Raw genomic sequence first — 20,549 nt, forward strand, 5'->3', positions numbered from 1 at the left:
GAAACGGAAAGCATCCACCTCAATCCGGCATCACCCCCCTGAGCCGCGCCAACTCCCCCGCATCCATCCCAACACCCATCTCTTCCTCCTCCCCCCTCGCGGCCCGCAGCACCACCTCCAGTTCCACCGGCGTCGATCGCCAGAACTCATCCGGCCGCCAGCCCAGCAGCCATCCCGCGACGCCAGCCAGCCGCGCCGCCGCTTTGAAAAAGCTCATCGTCCCCCCAATATCTGCCTGATGATGCTGCCCAGCACCGGCGACAGCTTCGCCAGCCCCGCCTCGACGATCGCCTCGCCCAGCCTCTCACGCGTCAGCCCTTCGGGCGCATCGGCCAGGCAGTGCCAGAACAGCCCCGCCATGTCGGACAGCGACAGCTTGCCCGCAGCCGCCCGCTCCACCAGTTCGAACAGCGGCCCCAATTCCTGCTCCGCCGCCACCAGCGCCGCAAAGCTCGGCCGCAGCCGCAAAGTCTCGCCAGCCAGTTCCAGCGCGGCCTCGCCCCTCGCCCTATTGGCCGCGCTCATTCCGACACCACCGGGCCGGAGCTTTCCAGGCTCAGCGCATAGTTGCGCTCGCCATTATAATCCCCGGCATAGTCGAGCCGCGTGACCAGGAAGCGCCCGCGCATCCGCTCGCCGCTTTCGAAGCTCAGCTCAAACTGCTCGATCGTCCCCGCCAGCGCATGGTTGCGAATGCGCACCTCGGCCGCCGACCCGGTAAAGATGCCCGCTGCCGACACGCTGACGGACCGCACCCCCGCCCCCGACAGCAGCTCCCGCCAGCCGCCGGAATCCTTCGACGTAACGTTGACGCCCTCGCCATTTACCGACAGCTGCGTGGTCCGCATTCCGGCGACAGTTGCGTATGCGACAGGCGTCCCGCCGTCGCCCACTTTCAACAGAAACGCGCTTCCCTTTTCCACTCCCATGGAGCATTCTCCCGTAAGATAAACCGTGCCTGAATTGCGATTGGAGAGGTTCGAATGCTGTTCGCTGCTCCCCTCATGATGATGCTGGCCGCCACCCCGCAAAGCGGCGATGCCGTAGGCGCTGGCCGCAAGGCGTATTCCGAGTGCCTGTCAAAGGAAGTCGGCCCCGCGCTCGACAAGAAACTGACGCTCGGCGACTTCCAGTCCACGCTGAAATCCAAGTGCAGCGCCAAGGAAGCCGCCTTCCGCGCCGCCATCGTCGCTGACGACAAATCCACCGGCATGTCCGACAAGGACGCCCAGGCCGACGCAGACGACCAGATCGCCGAATATGTCGACAAGATCACCGGCGAGTTCGAGGATTACTCCAAGCCCGGCGGCTAAGGCACGGGAACGAAGTTCCCCACAGCCGCCTCCGTTCGTTTCGAGCGAAGTCGAGAAGCGTCGCGCAATCCGTGTCTCGAGAACCGGGTTAGCGGGGAGACGTGACAACCCTCTGATCAGCCCAATCCCATCCGCGCCGAAGCATCTCTTCCTGCTCTGCGCATTCTGCGCCTCTGCGCGAGAATTAATCACGCGGAGACGCGGAGACGCGGAGCGCCATGGAATATTGCGGCCCTGCCCTGCCGGGTCGCGTCTGGACGGGAGTTCGGAAACAGGCATGACCGTGCTTTCAGCGCAGCATCTCTGCGCCTCCGCGTCTCCGCGCGAAAATCATCCGCCTTGCCGAACCACCCGCACCCGATAATCCACGACCGCCTGCCAGGTTTCCTTCTCGCGCCCCTTCACCACCCGGGACCGGATCAACCGCACCCCGACGATCCTCCACCCCTCGGCAAATTCCAGAAGCTGCATCACGGCATCGATCCGCTCCAGCAGCGCCGCCAACCGCCCCGGCGTCTCACCAGCGTCATGCAGCCCAATTGTCAGCCGCAACTCACGCCCGTCCACTTCCTTCGCGCCCCAGTCGCTGGCGATACATTCGCCCACCACCGCATAGGGCACGCTCGCTCGCAGCGGCTGCCCGTTGAACAGCCCATTAAGGCCGCCCATCACAGCCGCGTCCTCCGTCAAAGCCGCAATCACCGCAGCGCGCACCGTCACTTCCGCACTCATCGCCCACCCCTCGCCCAATCGCGCAGATCAAGCGCGCCCAGCCATCGCCGCATCAGCCCGCGTCCCGACAGCAGCACCGCATCCCCCTCGATCCGCGCATCCTCCACCCCCGCCGCCAGCATGGCCTCGGCCACCTCGCGCTGCCGCCGTCGGGCGCGCTCCTCCGCCAGCCGCGCCAGCGCCACGACCTTCATGCCAGCCGCATCCGCCGCCACGGCCGCCACAGTGCGCTCACCACCGCAGGCGGGCTCGCAACCTCACCTCCACGCGCGGAGAAATGCTCCGCCGCCAGCCGGACGATCCCTTGCCGGATCGGCTCGGGCAACCCGTCCGCATCCTCCGCCATTCCCGCGCGATAGCGCACCGCCAGCACCCGCTGCCCGGACAAAGGCCGCGCCCGCACCCAGCCATCGCCTGACGCATCGATATCCACCGAATAGGCATCGACGGGCAGCGCTTGCCCCGCGCCATCCGGCCCCACCGCATCAACTCCCAGGATCGCCGACACAGGCCGCGCCGACAGCCGCTGCCACCCTCCGTCCGCCAGCACCGTCTCCCGGGCCTCACCCAGGATCAGCCACTGCCCCAAAAACTGCTCGCACAGCGCCGTTGCGCTTTTGATCAGTCCCTCCAACAAGCCATCCTCGCCGCTGCCGCTAATCCGCAGATATTCCTTCACTTGCCCAAGCGACGCCCCCGCCGCCCCAGCCTCTTCCCGCACCAGCACCAACCGCCCCTCCCACGAAATATGATCCTTCTCCCGCAAGCGGGAGAAGGATACGAAGCCTTGGCCCGACTGGGCCTAGGCGAAGTTGGATGAGGGCACCGCTTAAGAAGCCGCGAACTTCATCAGCTTGATCGCCTCCGAATTGGAAACAGCGCCGCCGATCCGCTTCACGGCGTAGAAGTGCACAAACGGCTTGTTGCTGAACGGATCGCGCAGGATGCTCGTCTCGCTACGTTCCGAAATCACATAGCCCGCCTGGAAATTGCCAAAGGCGATCGACAGCGAACCCGCCGCGATGTCCGGCATGTCCTCGGCCTCCACCACCGGATAGCCAAGCAGCGTCGCAGGCTGCCCCGCCGCCAACGACGGCTGCCAGATGAACGCGCCATCGCTCGTCTTCATCTTGCGAATGGCGGACAACGTCGCCGAATTCATGACGAAGCACGCCCCCTGGCGATAGGGCGCGCGCAGGCTCTGAACGAGGTCGATCAGCTTATTCTCCGGGTTGCTCGCAGCAAAAGCGCCCGCGCCCCCCGACGCCACATATTGCAGCGAGCCAAAGGCACGCACGCCGTCCGCCTCATTGGTCGCCGTATAGGTCAGGAAGCCCTTGGGCTTGTTCGTGCCATTGCCGTTGACGAAGGCCGCACCCTCCGCCGCCGCAAACTCACGCGCGATTTCGCCCGCCAGCCATCCTTCGACGTCGAACTGCGCATCATCCAGCATCGCCTGAGACGCGGCCGGATTGGCGTAAAGCTCACCATAGGGCGGCACGATCTCATTGAAGCTGGGCGTTCCCGTCTCCGCCCTCGCACCCGTCTCGCTCGCCCAGCCCGACACGATGCCGCCCGACGTCACCAGCTTGCGATAGCCAGCGCTGCCCGTGCGCACGACATTGGCGATCGACCGGATCGGCGAAATGCCCTTCAGCGTCGCATCGATGATCTGGTCGATCTCGCGCGGCACCGCATAGCCGCCCGCAGCGCCAGTCGCGCCGGAAAAGCTCTTCAGCTCAACCCCGGCCTCAAGCCCCTGCCGCAAGTAACGATCGACAAAGGCCGCCCGCTTGGGATCGAACGTCCCACCCTTCACCCCATCCAGCGCAGGCCGCTGCTGCTGCACCAGCGCGCCTTTCAGCGCCGCGATCTCACCCTCCAGCGCCTCGATACGCTCACCCTGCACCACCGCATCAAAGCTCGCTTCCAACTGATCCGTCATCAACCACTCCCACAAAAAAGGCGGCCCCAAAGGACCGCCCATCAAACCTTCTCCCCTCGAGGGAGAAGGATACGAAGCCTCGCCAGCTTCCTGGCTAGGCGAAGTTGGATGAGGGGGAGAGGCGCTACCTCTCCACCGCAATCACCCGCGCCAAAGGCTGCATCGGGTGCGTCACCACGCTCACCTCCACCAGCTCCAGCGCCAGCAATTCTCGCGGCGAAGCCCCCCGCGCCTCCCGCACCCGATAGCCAAAGGACAGCCCATCCACCGCGCGCTCCTTCAACGCCCGCGCAGCCGCCCTCCCCGCGCCAGTCCGCCCCGACACGCGCCCGATCACCCGCAATCCGCGCGCATCCTCCTCCACTCGCTCGACCGTCCCGATCGCCTCGCCCGGCAAATGCTGCCACAGCAAAGGCACCCCCGCCGCCACGCCTGCAAAAGCGCCCGGCCGCACCACGTCGCCGCCATGATCGACCCGATCGAACACCGCCGCATAACCAGCGAACCGCACATCGCCCCCTCCGCTCGGGCCGCTCATCCCCGGACCATCCCGATCAGCCCGGCCTTCACCGCCACGCCCAGCAGCACCAGCGCCATCACGATCCGCACCGCCCAGCCGACCACCGCCCCGCGCGCCGCCTTCTTCGCGTCCCGCCAGGCGGACAGCAGCTCGCGCAACTCCCGCACATCGCCCTCCGCACGCCCATCGCTCAGCCCCAGCCGCTCCAGGGCCCGCCCCGCGCCCAACTCACTCGCCTCCTCGATCAGCGCGCGGATCATCAACATGTCCATCTGCCCCGGCGCCGCTTCAGCCTGAGCCACCAGCCTCGCCAGCATCTCGCCATCATATTTCATCGGCCCCACTCCTCCCTCGCGCAAAGACCCACAGACGCAAAAGGCTGCCAAAGGCAGCCCTCAAAAACCCTCCGCGTCTCCGCGTCTCCGCGTGAACCTCAAATCCCCAGCATCGCCCGCTTCTCATCCGCCGAAAGGAAGTCAGCCGCAGCTACCCGCTCCCACAAAGCCGCCCGCTCATCCGACAGCGCAGGCACCGCATCCAGGTCCACCGCCAGGCCCAGCCCCGGCCACCATCCCTGCAACCCCTGCGCCAGCCCGCCGCAGATCTTCGCCACCAACGGCAGGATCGTCTGCCGCCACAGCGCCTTGTTCGCCTCGCGATAATTGGCGTAGGCATTGTCGCCGGGCAGCCCCATCAGCATCGGCGGCACGCCAAAGGCCAAGGCGATCTCTCGCGCCGCCGCAGCCTTGAGGCCCACAAAGTCCATCTCCGCCGGTGTCAGGCTCATGGCCTTCCAATCCAGCCCGCCCTCCAGCAGCATCGGCCGCCCCGCATTGGCCGCGCCGGAAAAGGCGACCTCCATCTCGCGTTTCACCCGCTCGAACTGCTCCGGGCTCATCACCGACCCGTCGCCCGGATCATAGACCATCGCGCCCGAAGGCCGCGCCGCATTGTCCAGCAAAGCCTTGTTCCACACCGTCGCCGCATTGTGGATCGCCACCGCCCCAGCAGCCGCGCCCACGCAGCCCAGCCCATAATGATCGTCCAGTGGATGCAACGCCTTCAGATGCAGGATCGACGCCCGCCCCGTCCCATCCTCGGGCAGCAGCCGCGTCACGCTGTCCCCCACGCGATAAAGATAGGCCGCAGGCCACCCCCGCGCGTCCGCCTCCACGCTCACCCGCTCGGGGCGCAGCGCATAAAGCTCGACCGGCTTGCCATCGGCTCCCGTCATCACCTGCACATAACCATTGCCATGCAGCAGCAAATGGCTCGCCAGCGTCTCCACCAGACTTTGCCCCGCCGAACAGCGCGTCAGCAGCGACAGCACAGGCCCGCGCTCTTCCTCCTCCACCCCGCTCGCCAGCAAAGCCGTGGCCCCCGCCCCTTCCGACACCAGCCGCAGGGCGCGCTGCGCCACCGGATTGCCAAGCACGCCGCTGCGCACCTGCGCCTCATAGGAAGCAGGCCACTCCCCCAAGGCCACCGCGCCCGAACCCCAGGCACGCGCCAACACCGGCCGCGCGCCACCCCGCGCGGCCTTCGCCCCGAAAAATTTCATGAAGACCCCACAAAACAAAAATCCTCTCCCCTTCAGGGGAGAGGATAGTGAAGCTTGGCGGCGACAGCCGCCTAGCGAAACTTGGAGAGGGGCACGCCCCGCCGCCTACGGAACCTGGAGAGGGGAACGCCCTCACCCAACCTACTATCTTGAGATTGTCACCCCGGGCTTGGCCCGGGGTCTCGCTTCCTTGTCCATATTGCGGAAGAAGAAGCGGGATCCCGGGTCAAGCCCGGGATGACAGAAAGGACTTACCGCCCACCTACTCAGGGATTACGCCGCAACACCCGATCACATTCGGCATTAGTCCCCTCGCTCTTCCCAATAACACGCCCGGCCACTGCCCCAGCCGCACCGGCGAGCAGGGACTCACCCAGGCTCCCGCCCGCCAGCGCACCCACGCCAGCGCCGCCAGCCGCGCCGATCACCGTCCCTCGATCGCGCCCCTTCTTCGCCTGCAACAGGCAGTAGCGCACATCATCACGGTCACGCGGAGCCGCCCGCGCCACCCGCGCCCGCTCCTTGCTATTGAGCGACGCAGCCATCACCGGCGTGGCAACCAAAGTCGCGCCAGCCGCCACCATCATGATCCTGGCCAGTTTCATCAGCCTAACTCCCTCGAAAAACTTGACTTGGGATAATACGCCGCGCCGGTCAGCCCGGTTCCTCAAACCGCCCGCACCCGCGCATCGCCGCGCCGTCCCAGCATCAACTCGGTCAGAGCCCACACCAGCGCATCCGCCCGATCCGGCGACCGCCCCGGCCCGACATAGCCGCCCCCGGCGATCAGACCGCACATCTCATCCTCCAATGCCCAGAAGGCTCCCCGATGCCGGACCCGCCCGGCTTCATACAGCGCCGCCACAGGCTCGGCCCGCGCCGCCTTGCCCCGACTGGCATGAACCAGCCGCACCGGCAGCGCCGCCTCCGCCGCGCGCAGCACGCTCTCCACCATCGCCCCGCCATTATTGGCTTCGGCAACGACCCGGTCCGCGCCATGCAGCGCCGCTGCCTGCGCCACCGCCCGCGCCCAGCTTTCCGGGCTCGCCTTCTCGACGCTCGCATCGGCAATGACATAGGCCCGCCCATCGCCGCCCATCCCGGCCACCACGATCCCGCAAGCATCGCCATGTACCGAAGCCGGAGGATCGACCCCGATCACCACGCGCGACAGCAACGCCCCGCCATCCCCGCCGCCCGGCACATGCGCCACCCGGCACCGCTCCAGCAGTTCCCGGTTCCACAGCGCGCCCTCGACCTCCTCGATCAGCTCGCCGTCCAGTTCCTGCCGCCCGAGCCGCGTCGCGCCATAGCTCTGCTCCATCGCCGCAACGAAGCCCTCGGCCAGGTTGACCACATTGTCCGCCGTCCGCCCCCGCGTCACCGCGACATCGGCGCCGTCCCGCGCCACCAGCCCGCGTACCAGCGGCACCGGCCGTGGCGTCGTCGTCGCCATCACTTGTGGAGCGCGCCCCAGTCGCATCCCCATCATCATATTATCCCACGCCGCTTCTCCCAGCGGCCATTTCGCGATCTCGTCCGCCCAGCCATGGCTGAACTGCGGCCCACGCAGCGATTCCGGATCCGCCGCGCCAAACAGCAGCGCCATCGCGCCATTGGGCCACACCAGCCGCCGCAGCGCTGGCGAAAAGATGGGCCGGTTCCACCACGGCGCAATGGACAGCAGTCCCGATGGCCCCTCCACCATCACGCTACGCGCCTCGCCCAGGGTCGCGCCGACCAGCGCGATCCGCGCGGCGCTGTCATTCTCCGCAATCCGCCGCACCCATTCCGCCCCGGCCCGCGTCTTGCCAAATCCGCGCCCGGCCATCATCAACCAGATGCGCCAGCTGCCCTCGGGCGCCAGCTGCTCGGGCCGGGCCAGCCATTCCCAATCATGTTCCAGCGCCTGCGCCGCCGCGCCGTTCAACCCCGCCAGCACACGCTCGCGCGCCGCATCGGGCAGGGCCGCCAATCTCTCGAAATCCGACATGCCACCCATCGGCCATTCACTCCCCTCACCGGCCCAAGTGCCTCATTTTGGCCTTTTTTTGATCATGCGCCTTTTCGCCTGCTCCGCTGCGTCCCTATATGCCGCCCATGATATCGATCCGCCCCGCCCGCGCCGCCGATGGCGCTCGCCTGCTCGACATCTGGCGCTGCGCCGTCGACGCAACCCATGATTTCCTCGATCCCGCCGACCGCCAGGCGATCGATGCGGAAGTGTCCGGCTTCCTGCCGCAATCCCCCGCATGGCTCGCCACCGATGCCGATGACCGCGCGGTCGGATTCATGCTGATCGACGGCACGCACATGGACGCCCTTTTCATCGACCCGGCGTGGCACGGCAAAGGCGTAGGCCGCGCGCTCGTCGATCACGGTCTCGCCCTCCACCCGGCCATGACGACCGACGTCAATGAACAGAATGAAGGCGCCGTCACCTTCTACGAACGCATGGGCTTCGCCCGAACCGGCAGATCGGAAAGGGATGGCCAAGGCAGGCCTTACCCTCTCCTTCACTTGCGCCACGCTCCCGAAGCGGCGCGGTAAGCAACCGCATTTCCCTCTCCCCTTCAGGGGTCGGCCAGAGGCTCGTGACTCTGGCCGAGGTGCCGAGCAAAGCGAAGGCGGGAGAGGGGAACGCAAGCTCCACCGCCGCTCCCCTCTCCCCAACCTCGATGAGAGTCACGTGCCTCTCATCAACCCCTGAAGGGGAGAGGGAGAAGGAAAGCCGCCTCACCCAACACTTCCTCCTCACCCACGCCTCTCCCGCACCCTCTCCAGCGCCGCCCGCAACCGCTCGACCGCATCCGCCCCGTCCGGCCGGTCCACAGTCTCCGCCGCCAGCTTCTCCCCAACCTCGCGCCGATGCTGCAGCAGCAGCCGCACCCCGACCGCATTGGGATGCCCGCGCTTCACCTTCCGGCTCTTCACCATCCCCTCGCCGTCCAGCACGACCTCTTCCTCCTCCGTGCCGAACAGCGCCTGCCGCAGCAGCAGCGCCTCCAGTTCGCCATAGCCGACGCTCAACGACTGCGCCCATTCCCGCGCAAAGCCGGGGTCGCGCCGCTTCTGATAATAGGCGCTCGACAGGTTCTTGCCCGCCACCCGCGCCGCCTCGCTCACATTGCAGGTGGCGGCCAGCGTCTCCATGAAGACCTTCCGCCGCTCGGCGGTCCATCCATCCTTGCGCACCGCCCGCAACTGCGCGCCGCTGCCAGCCGATCCGCGCTGGCTGCGCTGCACCGTCAGCGCCCTGTCCGGCGCATCGCTGGCCTTGCCGGAAAAGCGCCGCACCACCTTCGCGCCATTCTGATCCGCCATGTCCTCGCCCTCCGCTTTCCCCAACAGAAAAGGGCCGGTTCCTTTCGGACCAGCCCCTGCCGCGTCACCGTCCCGGCGACTCACAATTCCCAATATCGACATCTCTGCCAGAAGAGCGTCACGATGTCAAGAGAAATGTTCCATATAGGTTCGCCATTCCCCCTATTTTTATCCACTCACTCGCCAAATCCCCTACAACCATCATCCATATAGGTTATTAAAGATCACAATTCTATCAGGGCCCCAACCGCACTCACATGCCCGCACCACCGCCACTGGCAGGCGCGCGGCTATAGTCGATCCTGATGCGCACCCAGCTGCCCACCATCGCCTTCCCATTGACGCGCGGCGGCCGCACCAGGAACTGCCACGCCGCCAGCCGCACCGCGCGGGCAAAGCCCGAACCCTGCGGCGATTCTCCCAGCGCCTGGCAATTTTCGACCCGGAAATTCTCCACCGTCTTGCACGCCACCAACCCCCATCCACCAGCGGGCGCATTGGGCGGCATGTAACCGCCAAGCTCCGCAGGCGTCGGCCGCCGATACCATTCCGCCTCGAACAGCTGGACGCCGCCCGGCCCTTCCCCCGGCCCTGCCGCCACGCGGCTATTCCCCTGACCAGCGGTGCCTGCGCTCTGGCTGTCGTCCTTCTTCGGCATCTTGCCGATATCGGCCGCCGCCATCTGCGCGCTGTCCAGTTGCAGGAACGGCATCTTGGGCTGCACGGGCAAGGTCACGATTGGCTTTTCGACCGGTGTTTCGACGGGCTTCTCGACCGGCTTGCGCGGCTCCTCGGGCTTCTCGACCTTCTTCTTCTCCGGCGCCGCCGCTTCTTCCTTCTTTTTCTTTTCGGTCCGCTCCGGGCTCTTCTCCGCTTCAGGTTCAGGCGAAGCGGCCATTTCGAACGTCACCGGATTGCGCGGATCGACCTTCTCGGGATCAAGCGCGGGCGCCAACGTCAGCAGCGCCAGCACCAACAGTGCGTTCAGCCCCAGCGCAAAGATCAATCCCCCGCCACGCTCGCGCAATTTCGGCCATGATATGTTGGAGATCGTCACTGAAGTCGGGCCGGGCTGCTGCTGCGGAGAACAGGGGTGATGCCCAGCCGCTCCGACCGCGTCAACGTCTTCACGATGTTGCGACTCCGTAATGGGATGAAAGCGCTGGCGGTCCCTTGCAATCTCCGCTAGGCCCGCCTCCAATGCTCACCAAGCTTTATCAATGGACGCTGGCCAAAGCCGCCCACGCCCATGCCGAACGCTGGCTCTTCGCCATATCCTTCATGGAATCCAGCTTCTTCCCGATCCCCCCGCATCCGCTGCTCGGCCTCATGTGCCTTGCGCGGCCCGAAAGGGCGATCCGCTTCGGCATCATCTGCACCCTCGCGTCGGTGCTGGGTGGCCTGTTCGGCTATGCGATCGGCTATTTCCTCTACGAAGCCGTCGGACAGCAGATCCTCGACGCGCTGGGCCTCGCCGCGAAATTCCCGGTAGCCGCCTGCTATCTGCGCGAATATGGCGCTGAAATCATCCTGGTGAAGGGCGCGACGCCCATCCCGTTCAAGCTGATCACCATCACCTCTGGCTTCATCGGCCTTTCGCTCTTCACCTTCATCTGGGCCAGCATCCTGTCCCGCGCCTTCCAATTCATGCTGGTCGGCTTCCTCTTCTGGAAATTCGGCCGCCCCATAAAGGCGTTCATCGAGAAATATCTCGGCCTCCTGTCCGCAGCTTTCCTCGTCCTCGTTGTCGGCGGTTTCATCGCGGCATCGATGCTTTCGGGCGGCGGGGACAAGAGCGACACGTGCAGCAACGCCACCATGGCCACGATCCGCTGACTTTTCGCCCGATGATGCAGCTGCCCGCCCGCTTCCCAAGGCTCACCGCCCTGCTCGCCGGTTTCGTCGCGGCAACCGGATTTGAACCGCTCAAGCTCTGGCCTGTCACCCTCGCCTGCTTCGCGCTGCTCCTGTGGCTGATCGAAGGCGCCCCCACCCGCCGCGCCGCCTTCACGCGCGGCTGGCTGTTCGGCCTCGGCCACTTCACATTGGGCCTCAACTGGATCGCCCACGCCTTCACCTTCCAGGACGCCATGCCGCACTGGTTCGGCTATGGCGCGGTCGTCCTCCTGTCCCTCTATCTCGCGGCTTATCCGGGGCTGGCAACACTAGGGGCATGGTGGTTGTCCCAAATACTCCCCTCCCGCCTGCGGGAGGGGCCGGGGGTGGGCCGCGCGCATCGTGCGCGCAACAACCTCCCCCTTATCCTCCTCTTTGCCGCCACGTGGCTCATCAGCGAGTATCTCCGCGCCCTCGTCTTCACCGGCTTCGCCTGGAACCCGCTCGGCGTGACCCTGCTCCCCACCGGCATCACCATAGCCGCCACCCTGATCGGCACCTATGGCGTCAGCGCCCTCGCCATCCTCGCCGCCGGAGCCATCTTCCTCGTCATTAAGCGCCAGTTCGTTCCCGCCGCAGCCATCGCCGTCCCCCTCTGCGCCCTCGCAATCTGGGGCCAACTCACCCAGGCCCCTCCCACCCCCGCAGGCGCCCCGCTGATCCGCGTCGTCCAGCCCAACATAGGCCAGGACGAAAAATACTCGCCCGAATTGGAAGAAGCCCACTTCCGCACCCTCGCCGCCCTTTCCGGCCAGCCGCGCCCCGCCCCGCGCCTCATCTTCTGGCCCGAAGCCGCCATCCCTGCCTATCTCGACATGGAACCGCAATGGCGCGCGCGTCTTGCCAGCCTGCTCGGCCCCGGCGACCTGCTGATGACCGGCGCGACCAAGGTCTATTTCAAGCAAGTCGAGAAAGACGGCGTCATCACCAATGCGCTCGCGGGAGCCGCCAACAGCCTCTTCATCGTCTCACCCCAGGCGCAGCTGCTCGGCCGCTATGACAAGGCGCATCTCGTCCCCTATGGCGAATATCTCCCCATGCGCGCGCTTCTCCAGCCGATCGGCCTCTCCCGCCTTGTCCCCGGAGACGCTGACTTCTGGCCCGGCCCCGGCCCGCAAAGCCTTACCCTCCCCGCCACGCTTGGCCGCCCGCAACTCAGCATGGGCGTCCAAATCTGTTACGAGATCATCTTCTCCGGTCAGGTGATCGACGCGAAGAACCGCCCCGCCTTCCTCTTCAACCCGTCCAACGACGCCTGGTTCGGCAGCTGGGGCCCGGTCCAGCACCTCGCGCAAGCCCGCCTGCGCGCGATCGAAGAAGGCATGCCCATCATCCGCTCCACTCCCACCGGCGTGTCCGCCGTCATCGACGCGCGCGGCCATGTTCAGCGCGCGCTCGGCCTCCACCGCGCCGGATATCTGGAAGGCGCGCTCCCTCCCGCACTCCCGCCGACGCTGTTCGCGCATCTGGGTAACTGGGCGTCGATCCTGTTCATGGCGCTGCTGGCCGGACTGGCCATTGCCATCCGCAGGGTGAAGGGCTAATAGGGCACATAAACTTTTCTTTATGTCGCCTTTCACGCCAGCTGGCTTACGGGAGTCTCATGCGCAGCAACTATCTCTTCACCTCGGAATCCGTCTCCGAAGGCCATCCCGACAAGGTCGCGGACCAGATTTCCGACGCCATCGTCGATCTGTTCCTGTCCAAGGACCCCGAAGCCCGCATCGCCTGTGAAACGCTGACCACCACGCAGCTGGTCGTGCTGGCAGGCGAAATCCGCTGCAAGGGCGTCTACGAAAATGACCAGTGGGCACCCGGCGCGCAGGAAGAGATTGAGCGCACCGTCCGCGAAACCGTAAAGCGCATCGGCTATGAGCAGGACGGCTTCCACTGGGAGACCCTGCGCTTCGAAAACAACCTCCATGCCCAGTCCGCCCACATCGCGCAGGGCGTCGACGCCGCCGGCAACAAGGATGAAGGCGCTGGCGACCAGGGCATCATGTTCGGCTTCGCCTGCGACGAAACGCCCGACCTCATGCCCGCGACCCTGGACTACAGCCACAAGATCCTGGCTAAGATGGCGCATGACCGCCACTCCGGCCGCGCGCCCTTTCTTGAGCCGGACGCCAAGAGCCAGGTCACGCTGCGCTTCGAAAATGGCAAGCCCACCGCCGCCACCGCCATCGTCGTCTCGACCCAGCATGCCGCTGGTTACGACCAGGGCGAAAAGGAAGCGGAACTGAAGGACTATGTGAAGGGCGTCGTCGCCGAAGTCCTGCCCGGCGAGCTGCTCTCCGACGAAACCGTCTATCACATCAACCCCACCGGCAGCTTCGAAATCGGCGGCCCGGATGGCGACGCAGGCCTCACCGGCCGCAAGATCATCGTCGACACCTATGGCGGCGCATCGCCCCATGGCGGCGGCGCCTTCTCCGGCAAGGACCCCACCAAGGTTGACCGTTCGGCGGCCTACATCACCCGCTATCTCGCCAAGAACATCGTCGCTGCTGGCCTCGCCCGCCGCTGCACGATCCAGCTCGCCTACGCCATCGGCGTCTCCGAACCGCTGTCGCTCTATGTCGACACCCACGGCACCGGCAGCCTCGACGACGCGAAGATCGAGGAAGCGATTCTGTCGATCAAGGAACTGGGCGGCCTCACCCCGCGCGGCATCCGCACCCATCTTGGCCTCAACAAGCCCATCTACCGCCCCACCGCAGCCTACGGCCATTTCGGCCGCAAGGCGGAAGGCGATTTCTTCCCTTGGGAACGTACCGACCTCGTCGAAAAGCTGAAGGCCGCGCTCTAAGCCTCCCTTCTCATCGCATCAGAAGGCGGCGCGCGGGCAATCCTGCGCGCCGCCTTTTGCTTTGCCTCATCCCGGCGGATGACGGGATGACACGCCCTCGACCTCCGTTCGTCCTGAGCCTGTCGGAGGGCGCGCGCCACTTGCCCCGATAGCTCCACCCCGCTAAGCGCCCGCCCATGACCGCGCACAAATCCGGCGACCCCACCACGCTCAACCGCCTCTATGGCCGCCAGTCAGGCCACAAGCTGCGCGCGGGTCAGCAGCAGCTGGTCGACGCCCTGCTCCCCGCCCTCTCCGTCCCCGAAGAGGGCGAAGTCACCGCCGCCAATCTGTTCGGCTATGATCGTCCGCTCCATTTCGAGATCGGCTTTGGCGGCGGCGAGCATCTCGCCTACCGCGCCGACTTGCTGCCCGATCATGGCTTCATCGGCTGCGAGCCGTTCCTGAACGGCGTCGTCACCGCGCTCGGCCACATCCGCGAGCAGGGCCTGGGCAACATCCGCGTCCATATGGGCGACGCGCTTCAGGTCCTCGCGCGCATTCCCGATGGCGCACTCAGCTTCGTCTACCTCCTCCATCCCGATCCCTGGCCAAAGGCGCGTCATGCCAAGCGCCGCATGATGAACCCGGGCCCGGTGGAAATGATCGCCCGGAAGCTCAAGCCCGGCGGCGAGTTCCGCTTCGGCACCGACCATCCCGTCTATCTGCGCTGGGCGATGATGGTGATGAACGGCCACCCCGATTTCGACTGGCTGGCCAGCGAGCCCAGGGACTTCCTTACCCGCCCCGGCGGCTGGCCCGAAACCCGCTACGAAGCCAAGGCCCGCCGCCTCGGCCACGAAGTCTGGTATATGCGCTGGAGACGTAGGTAGATCCTACTATAGCGTTGAAAAAGAAGGGTTTTTCTTCGACGTGCCTACGCCAGCCTGGTAGTCTTTTAGCAGTGTTTTCCGCTACGGTGATTACCCGGTGATTACTCGGCACGCTTGGCGGGAGGCCCCAAATTGGCGAACGGAAAGATCACAAAGCGGACCATCGATTCGTTGGTGTCCAAAGGGTACGTCGGCTTTGTATGGGACCTCGAAACCAAAGGGTTCGGGGCCAAATTCACAAAATCAGGAGCCATCTCCTACGTTGTCCAATACAGGATGGGCGGTCGTGAGGCTGCTACGCGGCGATATACAATTGGTAGGCACGGATCCCCCTGGACACCGACGACCGCTCGCACCGAAGCAGAGCGCCTCCTGATCCTTGTCGCGCAAGGCCGAGACCCGGTCGAAGCAGACAAATTGCGGCGGCGGGAGGCCGTCGATCTCGCCTTCTCCAACTACGCGGATCTCTTCGGCAATTCAGTGAGGGGAGAGGGGTGGACAAAAATGGTGAAGCGCTCCCTCCGACTGCATGTTAAGCCCATACTCAAGAACAAACCGCTGCCGCAGATCACCCGATCCGACATAGCCGCTGTTCTCGACGCCATGCCCGTCAGTCAGATCGCCAAGCGGCGAGATGTCTTCGCAGTGATCAGACGCATGTTTCGCTGGGCCGTCAGCCGAGGCGATCTCGAGCGCAGTCCTACGGAAGGTATGGAGACGCCGCCTCCTGTCACGCCACGGGAGCGCTGGCTCGCCGACGATGAGCTTAAAAGAATCTGGAAGCACGCTCCTACAGCAGATCCCTGTTTCGGTCCGATAGTTCGGCTCCTCATTGTAACCGGCCAACGCCGAGAAGAGGTGTCGAGGATTGCATGGGAGGAGCTCGATCGCGCCGAAAAGCTTTGGACCCTTCCCGGTACACGGACTAAAAATGGCAAGGCGAATACGATCCCCCTGAACGACCTTGCCATCCGCGTCCTTGATGACGTCGCCGAGGGAGCGCAGTGGCCCGGCCATGGAAGGCTCTTTTTGACCTCCAGGGGCGGCTCATTCACCAGCTATCACAAAGGCAAACTGAAGGTGGACAGCGCAATAGCAGCAGAACGCGGGTTCGCCTTGCCCCCTTGGCGTTTGCATGATCTCAGACGCACCCTGGCGACGAACTTCCAACGTCTGGGTGTCCGGTTCGAAGTTACCGAGGCTGTGCTGAATCACGTAGGCTTGGCTCGGTCCGGCGTGGCGGGGATCTATCAACGACACGATTGGCGCGATGAAAAGCGAGCCGCGCTTGAGGCCTGGAACGATCACTTGTCGCAAATAATCGCAGCAGATTCTGATGTCGGGAGCGAAGACTATCTCCGGTTGGTCGCATGATTTCTTGCGTCCTCTGATTCGGAGAGCGGAGGATGTGACCAAGAGGGATCGGGTTTGCAAAGCCAATGGAGAGGTTTGCTGCGGCAGGCCCGATCGGTTACTTTCAGTTCGCTGCTACCTGATTTCCTAATCATGGCATCTGACTGCCGAATCGGGCTCGCTGGACAATTGATGCAGCGCGATCTGGAGTTTTGCCGCCAGCCGTGGCAGTGCGAGGCATGCATTCTCGCCCGATCTGGCTCCTGTTGGCGCTCGTCACTCTTAGCGCCCTCACGCTGTCGATCGCTCGCTTCGGCGGCCACCCGGTTTGGCCGACCGAGGTCCTGGCCTTCGGGTTCCGATGGGCGTTCATTGCAGCCTTTGCGATGTTCGGCCGTGCCGTTTTTCACCGCCGATCACGCTAGCGGATGCTCGGCATAAACTTGACCATCCTGGCTACCGTGACCCGTCGCCGCACGCTCGCTGCCTCGATCAGAGGGCGAGGCTGGTCTGAACCGGTTTCGTCAAAATATCCTCGATTCGGAACATCCGAGCCGGTGGCGTCACGAGCAGTTCTGCCTCGGGACGGGTCAGGTCTAACCACTGCATGACCTGACGCCGCTCGATAATCGCGCCATGGCGAGCCTGATAGCGCATCACCTCAGGATTGGCGTCGACCGTGAGGATACGATAGCTGACCGGCCAGTCACCCATGGGCGGCTCCCAGATCGCAGCCAAATAGAAGAAATTGCCATCTTCCCTGAAGGCGCGAAATTTCTTCTCGCCATTGCGGATGTGGAATTCGGACGCCGGAACCAGGCAGCGGTTGCTGGCAAAGCGCTTTCCTTCGGCACGGATGAACTCGTAGGATATGCCGTCACTGAACTGCGGATTGGAACCCCACACCGCCTCGATCATCTCGATCTCAGTCACGTCATCGGGGTTTCGCCTGATGATCGCACGCCGGCTTCCCACAGCGGCCGTATCGAATGGATTTGCGTTCGAGTCCATCATAAGAACATACAGAGAACGAAGGTTGACAGCAAGGTGCATCGTGACTGGTTCACGTTCCGGCGTCCATGGGTGTTGTTCCACCGATACATATAAAGTATATCCTACCTGTTGGAGGATATCCCATGTCACTTTACGTCAAGGATAATGAAGTGAACCGGATGGCAGAACGCCTCGCCGTGCTGCAGAAAGTGAGCAAGACCGAAGCCGTTCGTCGGGCTTTGCGACACGAGCTCGAGCGCGAGCAACAAATGCCTTCGCTGGTGGAACGCGGATTGGCTTTTGCCCGTTCGCTGCGTGCTGAAGCTGGACCTGCTGCGGGACGAACGGCCGACAAGGAATTTATCGACAGCCTCTACGGTGAACCATGATGTTCGTGGACGCGTCTGCTCTTACAGCAATATTGGCTGACGAAGGCGACGCTCCGGAGCTGTTGGCTCGGCTCCAGAAGGCACGCATCCGTATCACATCCCCTCTCGCCGTCTGGGAGACGGTCCTGGCGGTTTCTCGAATCCTCGACCTGGAGGTTGGTCATGCTCATGAAGCCGTAGAAGAATTTCTGGTCCTATCCGAAATTCAGGTCACAGCGGTGCCGCCAGAGGCCCGGAATCACGCGATCGATGCCTATAATCGCTATGGAAAGTCACGGCATTCGGCTTCGCTCAACTTCGGCGACTGCTTTGCCTATGCCTGTGCCCGGATCGCCGGTGTGCCGCTCCTCTACAAGGGCGACGACTTTCCTCAGACCGACATCGAAACAGCCTAGAGGAGCAAGGCCCGCCATGAGACCAACCCTATCCGTTGGATAGCCGGGCGCAAGAGGCGCAGCTGGTGAGGATCATGCAATGTGCAACGACTACCGCCTTGAGGTCGATATCGCCTCGATCGCCGAGGATTTTGAAAGTCTGCAGATCAAGATCAAAATGCCTGAAGGCACGCCCAATGTGCCCGCGCGCGAGGACATCAAGATCACCGACATGGCGCCCATCCTCCGTTCCGTTGAAGGCGAACGAGGCATCGGCGAACTGGTGAACAGGCGCTGGAGCTGGCCGGGGCCGAGGGGCAAGCCTGTTTATAATTTCCGCAGCGAGGGCCGCGCCTTCAGTTCGCACCGCTGCCTGATCCTGGCCGACGGCTTCTATGAATTCACCGATCCGGCAGACCCGAAACAGAAGCGGCTCGACAAATGGCTGTTCACCATGAGGGATCACCCATGGTTCTGCATCGCGGGCATCTGGCGCGAGAGCGCGGCTTGCGAGGCGTTCACGATGCTGGGCGAGGCATGCGACCGCATACAAATGAACGTTGCACAAGCCATCGAAATTCATCCGGGCGCCTTGGCCCAGGTTCCCCACCGCGATCACGACATGTGGCAAGGCGAAAAAGGGAAGCACGAATATCTGGTCAACGTCATCTGGCCGCTTTCGCCCTTCACGAGGGAGAATGGCGGCACGGAATTCTACCCGCGCAGCCATGGCGCGCACGGGATAACGCAAAGTCACCCCGCCCCGCCGGTCATAGCTGAATGCCTTCCCGGATCAGCAATCTGTTTTCTGGGGTCCACCCTTCACGGTGCCGGCGCCAATGTCAGCTCGGCTGCGCGACGAGCAGTCATATTCGGTTATTCGCTCGGATGGCTCAAGCCCTATGAAAATCTCTGGCTTGCCTATCCACCTGAAGTCGCCCGGACTTTCAGCATCGAGCTGGCGGGTTTGGCGGGCTATGCTCAACATCGACCCAACCTGGGGAATTATGAGGGGCGCTGTCCTTCCCTCTTGTTGAGCGACGACGTCTCCCCTCTTCCTGGCGCCATTGACGCCCTGCGGCCCGACCAGGAGATGATGGTTGAGGATATTCTTGCAAGACAACGCAGTGGAGAGGTTCGGCCATGGCTGCATATCCCTTGAGCCCGATTCCCGATGAGCCCAGCGCCTGTTCTTGAGCGAGTCTATCGAGCGTTGAAAGCAAAATTGCGCGCAGGGCAGTATCCCATGGGATATCGCTTGGAGGCTTCACGCATCGCCGATGAACTACATGCCAGCATCACGCCTGTGAGAGACGTCCTCAACCGCCTTGCCGGAGAACGGCTTGTCCAAGTCTCCCCGGGTGACGGCTTCTCCGTACCGACGCTTGATGAAGCAACCATCCGGGACCTCTTGGGATGGAACGGCCATATCGTTCTTCAAGTGCTACGGTCGAATTTGCCACCGAGGAAGGAAGCGAGCCGTCTTAGCGATCCGATGAATATAGCGGAGCAGACAGCAGATCTTTTCTATCGGATAGCTGGGCGGGAGGAAAATCGGGAGTTCATTGCCGCCATTGCCTCAAACAATGATCGCCTTGCGCCGCTCCGCGCAGTCGAAGACAGGATCTTCAGCGATGTCACCCATGAGCTCACGATGCTAGAGGATGCTTTTGCCCTAAGCGACAGTAAGCCTCTGGCATCGCTCGTGCGAGCTTATCATCGCCGTCGCAAGTTGAAGGTCAGCCGGTATCTCCAATTGCTAAAGCGCTGACGGACTCTAGGTTACATACCCAAAAATGGGATTTCCAACGGGCGTGATTTCTGATTCAGTTTCGCGATGAAGGGAGAGTGACAGTGGCGCGTTTTTAGGGGGCTGCCTGGAGAATTATGCCTTCCCGAGCCGCACGGATCACGCGACCCATATGAGCACCCGCCAGCATGCCCGCCTAGTGGATCAGTGGGTCACAGGCGCCGGCCTGCCAAGCAAGGATTATGGCACGCACTCGCTGAGGAGGACGAAGGCATCGATCATCTACAAAGCCACCGGAAATCTGCGCGCGGTCCAGATCTTGCTTGGGCATACGAAGATTGAAAGCACCGTCAGCTATCACGGAGTCGATGGGGAGGACGCCTTGATCCCGGCGGAGGCACCGGACTCTGAACTCGGATCTGGCACGCGCTATTACTTGCCATTCGGTAGGCGGTTTCTTGTTCCCCCAAACCGCTCGTCCGTTCGGTTTCGGAGACAGACCAGTTCGGCGTCAGCGGCAGCACGCCGTCATCTTCGGGGTCGTAGCGGATCGTATTATAGCCCATGCTCATGCCTCCCCGGTCAGCTCCACGGCGCGGCCCAGCGCCTCGCGGCATTCATCCACGATGCGCTCGATCAATTCGGCGCAAGTAGGAATGTCGTCCATCAGCCCGATGCCGAGCCCGGCCCAGACCAGCCCGCCATCCACTTCGCCGCT

At 64.1% G+C, this 20,549-nt stretch carries 26 protein-coding genes and 1 pseudogene; 12 read left to right on the forward strand and 15 right to left on the reverse strand.

Annotated features, from left to right (window positions below):
* Positions 1-19: 19 nt before the first annotated feature.
* The 3 genes from MU848_RS11045 to MU848_RS11055 are packed head-to-tail and all read right to left on the reverse strand — an operon-like array spanning position 20 to position 929.
* Positions 20-217, reverse strand: coding sequence for a phage tail assembly chaperone (locus MU848_RS11045; protein ID WP_247231905.1), 198 nt, complete (start codon positions 215-217; stop codon positions 20-22).
* The gene (locus tag MU848_RS11050) at positions 214-525 is read right to left on the reverse strand and encodes a gene transfer agent family protein (protein ID WP_247231907.1); all 312 of its coding nucleotides are present in this window, start codon (positions 523-525) and stop codon (positions 214-216) included. The genes MU848_RS11045 and MU848_RS11050 overlap by 4 nt, the downstream gene beginning before the upstream one ends.
* Positions 522-929: a phage tail tube protein gene (locus MU848_RS11055; protein ID WP_097091129.1), complete on the reverse strand. Its 408-nt coding sequence runs from the start codon at positions 927-929 to the stop codon at positions 522-524. Before MU848_RS11055 ends, MU848_RS11050 begins: the two co-directional genes overlap by 4 nt.
* Before the next feature lie 54 nt (positions 930-983).
* Between MU848_RS11055 and MU848_RS11060 the strand changes: the two genes are divergently transcribed.
* On the forward strand, positions 984-1,313 hold the full coding sequence (locus MU848_RS11060) for a hypothetical protein (protein WP_201513405.1): 330 nt from the start codon (positions 984-986) through the stop codon (positions 1,311-1,313).
* 330 nt (positions 1,314-1,643) lie between these two features.
* Here the strand turns inward: MU848_RS11060 and MU848_RS11065 are convergent, their stop codons facing one another.
* The 9 genes from MU848_RS11065 to MU848_RS11105 all read right to left on the reverse strand — a co-directional run bounded on the left by MU848_RS11065 (position 1,644) and on the right by MU848_RS11105 (position 8,073).
* Positions 1,644-2,045: a DUF3168 domain-containing protein gene (locus MU848_RS11065; RefSeq protein WP_247231909.1), complete on the reverse strand. Its 402-nt coding sequence runs from the start codon at positions 2,043-2,045 to the stop codon at positions 1,644-1,646.
* A complete protein-coding gene (locus tag MU848_RS11070) occupies positions 2,042-2,239 on the reverse strand; it encodes a hypothetical protein (RefSeq protein ID WP_247231912.1) in 198 nt (65 codons plus the stop codon). The genes MU848_RS11065 and MU848_RS11070 overlap by 4 nt, the downstream gene beginning before the upstream one ends.
* Positions 2,236-2,811 (reverse strand): head-tail connector protein, encoded by a 576-nt coding sequence (locus MU848_RS11075; protein WP_449325347.1) that lies wholly within the window; start codon positions 2,809-2,811, stop codon positions 2,236-2,238. The genes MU848_RS11070 and MU848_RS11075 overlap by 4 nt, the downstream gene beginning before the upstream one ends.
* Before the next feature lie 63 nt (positions 2,812-2,874).
* Positions 2,875-3,990, reverse strand: coding sequence for a phage major capsid protein (locus MU848_RS11080; protein ID WP_247231914.1), 1,116 nt, complete (start codon positions 3,988-3,990; stop codon positions 2,875-2,877).
* Positions 3,991-4,114: 124 nt separating this feature from the next.
* Positions 4,115-4,528 carry an HK97 family phage prohead protease gene (locus MU848_RS11085; protein ID WP_201513400.1) on the reverse strand — a complete coding sequence of 138 codons (414 nt, stop codon included), beginning with the start codon at positions 4,526-4,528 and terminating at the stop codon, positions 4,115-4,117.
* Positions 4,525-4,845: a DUF6127 family protein gene (locus MU848_RS11090; RefSeq protein WP_201513399.1), complete on the reverse strand. Its 321-nt coding sequence runs from the start codon at positions 4,843-4,845 to the stop codon at positions 4,525-4,527. Before MU848_RS11090 ends, MU848_RS11085 begins: the two co-directional genes overlap by 4 nt.
* A gap of 98 nt (positions 4,846-4,943) precedes the next feature.
* Positions 4,944-6,071 (reverse strand): phage portal protein, encoded by a 1,128-nt coding sequence (locus MU848_RS11095; RefSeq protein WP_247231916.1) that lies wholly within the window; start codon positions 6,069-6,071, stop codon positions 4,944-4,946.
* A 266-nt stretch (positions 6,072-6,337) separates the two neighbouring features.
* A complete protein-coding gene (locus MU848_RS11100; protein ID WP_097091125.1) occupies positions 6,338-6,676 on the reverse strand; it encodes a hypothetical protein in 339 nt (112 codons plus the stop codon).
* A 62-nt stretch (positions 6,677-6,738) separates the two neighbouring features.
* Positions 6,739-8,073 (reverse strand): DNA-packaging protein, encoded by a 1,335-nt coding sequence (locus MU848_RS11105; RefSeq protein WP_247231918.1) that lies wholly within the window; start codon positions 8,071-8,073, stop codon positions 6,739-6,741.
* An 89-nt stretch (positions 8,074-8,162) separates the two neighbouring features.
* Here MU848_RS11105 and MU848_RS11110 point away from each other — a divergent pair, with 89 nt between their 5' ends.
* On the forward strand, positions 8,163-8,621 hold the full coding sequence (locus MU848_RS11110) for an acetyltransferase (protein WP_247231920.1): 459 nt from the start codon (positions 8,163-8,165) through the stop codon (positions 8,619-8,621).
* A gap of 204 nt (positions 8,622-8,825) precedes the next feature.
* On the opposite strand, the gene MU848_RS11115 is transcribed toward MU848_RS11110, so the two are convergent.
* Positions 8,826-9,395: a hypothetical protein gene (locus tag MU848_RS11115; RefSeq protein ID WP_247231922.1), complete on the reverse strand. Its 570-nt coding sequence runs from the start codon at positions 9,393-9,395 to the stop codon at positions 8,826-8,828.
* Positions 9,396-9,648: 253 nt separating this feature from the next.
* Entirely contained in the window at positions 9,649-10,452 is an 804-nt protein-coding gene (locus MU848_RS11120) for a hypothetical protein (RefSeq protein WP_247231924.1), read from the reverse strand.
* Between the two features lie 143 nt (positions 10,453-10,595).
* Here MU848_RS11120 and MU848_RS11125 point away from each other — a divergent pair, with 143 nt between their 5' ends.
* The 5 genes from MU848_RS11125 (at position 10,596) to MU848_RS11145 (ending at position 16,346) form a co-directional block, all read left to right on the forward strand.
* Positions 10,596-11,231: a YqaA family protein gene (locus MU848_RS11125; RefSeq protein ID WP_097091122.1), complete on the forward strand. Its 636-nt coding sequence runs from the start codon at positions 10,596-10,598 to the stop codon at positions 11,229-11,231.
* Positions 11,232-11,242: 11 nt separating this feature from the next.
* Positions 11,243-12,835: an apolipoprotein N-acyltransferase gene (gene lnt / locus MU848_RS11130; protein ID WP_247231946.1), complete on the forward strand. Its 1,593-nt coding sequence runs from the start codon at positions 11,243-11,245 to the stop codon at positions 12,833-12,835.
* 59 nt (positions 12,836-12,894) lie between these two features.
* Complete coding sequence (gene metK, locus MU848_RS11135) at positions 12,895-14,100, forward strand: methionine adenosyltransferase (RefSeq protein ID WP_097091120.1); 1,206 nt, start codon at positions 12,895-12,897, stop codon at positions 14,098-14,100.
* 176 nt (positions 14,101-14,276) lie between these two features.
* Entirely contained in the window at positions 14,277-14,972 is a 696-nt protein-coding gene (trmB, locus tag MU848_RS11140; RefSeq protein WP_247231926.1) for a tRNA (guanosine(46)-N7)-methyltransferase TrmB, read from the forward strand.
* Positions 14,973-15,104: 132 nt separating this feature from the next.
* On the forward strand, positions 15,105-16,346 hold the full coding sequence (locus MU848_RS11145) for a tyrosine-type recombinase/integrase (RefSeq protein WP_247231927.1): 1,242 nt from the start codon (positions 15,105-15,107) through the stop codon (positions 16,344-16,346).
* A gap of 471 nt (positions 16,347-16,817) precedes the next feature.
* Here MU848_RS11145 and MU848_RS11150 read toward each other — a convergent pair whose 3' ends face one another.
* Positions 16,818-17,378 (reverse strand): SOS response-associated peptidase family protein, encoded by a 561-nt coding sequence (locus tag MU848_RS11150; protein ID WP_230463282.1) that lies wholly within the window; start codon positions 17,376-17,378, stop codon positions 16,818-16,820.
* Between the two features lie 83 nt (positions 17,379-17,461).
* Between MU848_RS11150 and MU848_RS11155 the strand changes: the two genes are divergently transcribed.
* The 5 genes and pseudogenes from MU848_RS11155 to MU848_RS11175 all read left to right on the forward strand — a co-directional run.
* Entirely contained in the window at positions 17,462-17,707 is a 246-nt protein-coding gene (locus MU848_RS11155) for a type II toxin-antitoxin system VapB family antitoxin (protein WP_196225646.1), read from the forward strand.
* Positions 17,704-18,102 carry a type II toxin-antitoxin system VapC family toxin gene (locus MU848_RS11160; RefSeq protein ID WP_230463281.1) on the forward strand — a complete coding sequence of 133 codons (399 nt, stop codon included), beginning with the start codon at positions 17,704-17,706 and terminating at the stop codon, positions 18,100-18,102. Before MU848_RS11155 ends, MU848_RS11160 begins: the two co-directional genes overlap by 4 nt.
* A 79-nt stretch (positions 18,103-18,181) precedes the next feature.
* Positions 18,182-19,243, forward strand: coding sequence for a phytanoyl-CoA dioxygenase family protein (locus MU848_RS11165; RefSeq protein ID WP_247231929.1), 1,062 nt, complete (start codon positions 18,182-18,184; stop codon positions 19,241-19,243).
* Positions 19,244-19,255: 12 nt separating this feature from the next.
* Positions 19,256-19,852, forward strand: coding sequence for a GntR family transcriptional regulator (locus tag MU848_RS11170; RefSeq protein WP_281494414.1), 597 nt, complete (start codon positions 19,256-19,258; stop codon positions 19,850-19,852).
* A gap of 97 nt (positions 19,853-19,949) precedes the next feature.
* A pseudogene (locus tag MU848_RS11175) lies at positions 19,950-20,228 on the forward strand (tyrosine-type recombinase/integrase); the annotation flags it as partial.
* Between the last annotated feature and the right edge of the window lie 321 nt (positions 20,229-20,549).

Source organism: Sphingobium agri (assembly GCF_023051225.1).
GTDB lineage: Bacteria > Pseudomonadota > Alphaproteobacteria > Sphingomonadales > Sphingomonadaceae > Sphingobium > Sphingobium agri.

What these genes read in the sequence shown, in the direction of transcription:
- MU848_RS11115 (WP_247231922.1), bottom strand. Translation starts at nt 9,395, where the DNA reads ATGGCGGATCAGAATGGCGCGAAGGTGGTGCGGCGCTTTTCCGGCAAG.
- MU848_RS11110 (WP_247231920.1), top strand. Translation starts at nt 8,163, where the DNA reads ATGCCGCCCATGATATCGATCCGCCCCGCCCGCGCCGCCGATGGCGCT.
- MU848_RS11160 (WP_230463281.1), top strand. Translation starts at nt 17,704, where the DNA reads ATGATGTTCGTGGACGCGTCTGCTCTTACAGCAATATTGGCTGACGAA.
- MU848_RS11055 (WP_097091129.1), bottom strand. Translation starts at nt 929, where the DNA reads ATGGGAGTGGAAAAGGGAAGCGCGTTTCTGTTGAAAGTGGGCGACGGC.
- MU848_RS11150 (WP_230463282.1), bottom strand. Translation starts at nt 17,378, where the DNA reads ATGCACCTTGCTGTCAACCTTCGTTCTCTGTATGTTCTTATGATGGAC.
- MU848_RS11095 (WP_247231916.1), bottom strand. Translation starts at nt 6,071, where the DNA reads ATGAAATTTTTCGGGGCGAAGGCCGCGCGGGGTGGCGCGCGGCCGGTG.
- MU848_RS11100 (WP_097091125.1), bottom strand. Translation starts at nt 6,676, where the DNA reads ATGAAACTGGCCAGGATCATGATGGTGGCGGCTGGCGCGACTTTGGTT.
- MU848_RS11105 (WP_247231918.1), bottom strand. Translation starts at nt 8,073, where the DNA reads ATGGGTGGCATGTCGGATTTCGAGAGATTGGCGGCCCTGCCCGATGCG.
- MU848_RS11125 (WP_097091122.1), top strand. Translation starts at nt 10,596, where the DNA reads ATGCTCACCAAGCTTTATCAATGGACGCTGGCCAAAGCCGCCCACGCC.
- MU848_RS11050 (WP_247231907.1), bottom strand. Translation starts at nt 525, where the DNA reads ATGAGCGCGGCCAATAGGGCGAGGGGCGAGGCCGCGCTGGAACTGGCT.
- MU848_RS11045 (WP_247231905.1), bottom strand. Translation starts at nt 217, where the DNA reads ATGAGCTTTTTCAAAGCGGCGGCGCGGCTGGCTGGCGTCGCGGGATGG.
- metK (WP_097091120.1), top strand. Translation starts at nt 12,895, where the DNA reads ATGCGCAGCAACTATCTCTTCACCTCGGAATCCGTCTCCGAAGGCCAT.
- MU848_RS11090 (WP_201513399.1), bottom strand. Translation starts at nt 4,845, where the DNA reads ATGAAATATGATGGCGAGATGCTGGCGAGGCTGGTGGCTCAGGCTGAA.
- MU848_RS11155 (WP_196225646.1), top strand. Translation starts at nt 17,462, where the DNA reads ATGTCACTTTACGTCAAGGATAATGAAGTGAACCGGATGGCAGAACGC.
- MU848_RS11085 (WP_201513400.1), bottom strand. Translation starts at nt 4,528, where the DNA reads ATGAGCGGCCCGAGCGGAGGGGGCGATGTGCGGTTCGCTGGTTATGCG.
- MU848_RS11070 (WP_247231912.1), bottom strand. Translation starts at nt 2,239, where the DNA reads ATGAAGGTCGTGGCGCTGGCGCGGCTGGCGGAGGAGCGCGCCCGACGG.
- MU848_RS11170 (WP_281494414.1), top strand. Translation starts at nt 19,256, where the DNA reads ATGAGCCCAGCGCCTGTTCTTGAGCGAGTCTATCGAGCGTTGAAAGCA.
- trmB (WP_247231926.1), top strand. Translation starts at nt 14,277, where the DNA reads ATGACCGCGCACAAATCCGGCGACCCCACCACGCTCAACCGCCTCTAT.
- MU848_RS11060 (WP_201513405.1), top strand. Translation starts at nt 984, where the DNA reads ATGCTGTTCGCTGCTCCCCTCATGATGATGCTGGCCGCCACCCCGCAA.
- MU848_RS11080 (WP_247231914.1), bottom strand. Translation starts at nt 3,990, where the DNA reads ATGACGGATCAGTTGGAAGCGAGCTTTGATGCGGTGGTGCAGGGTGAG.
- MU848_RS11065 (WP_247231909.1), bottom strand. Translation starts at nt 2,045, where the DNA reads ATGAGTGCGGAAGTGACGGTGCGCGCTGCGGTGATTGCGGCTTTGACG.
- lnt (WP_247231946.1), top strand. Translation starts at nt 11,243, where the DNA reads ATGATGCAGCTGCCCGCCCGCTTCCCAAGGCTCACCGCCCTGCTCGCC.
- MU848_RS11165 (WP_247231929.1), top strand. Translation starts at nt 18,182, where the DNA reads ATGTGCAACGACTACCGCCTTGAGGTCGATATCGCCTCGATCGCCGAG.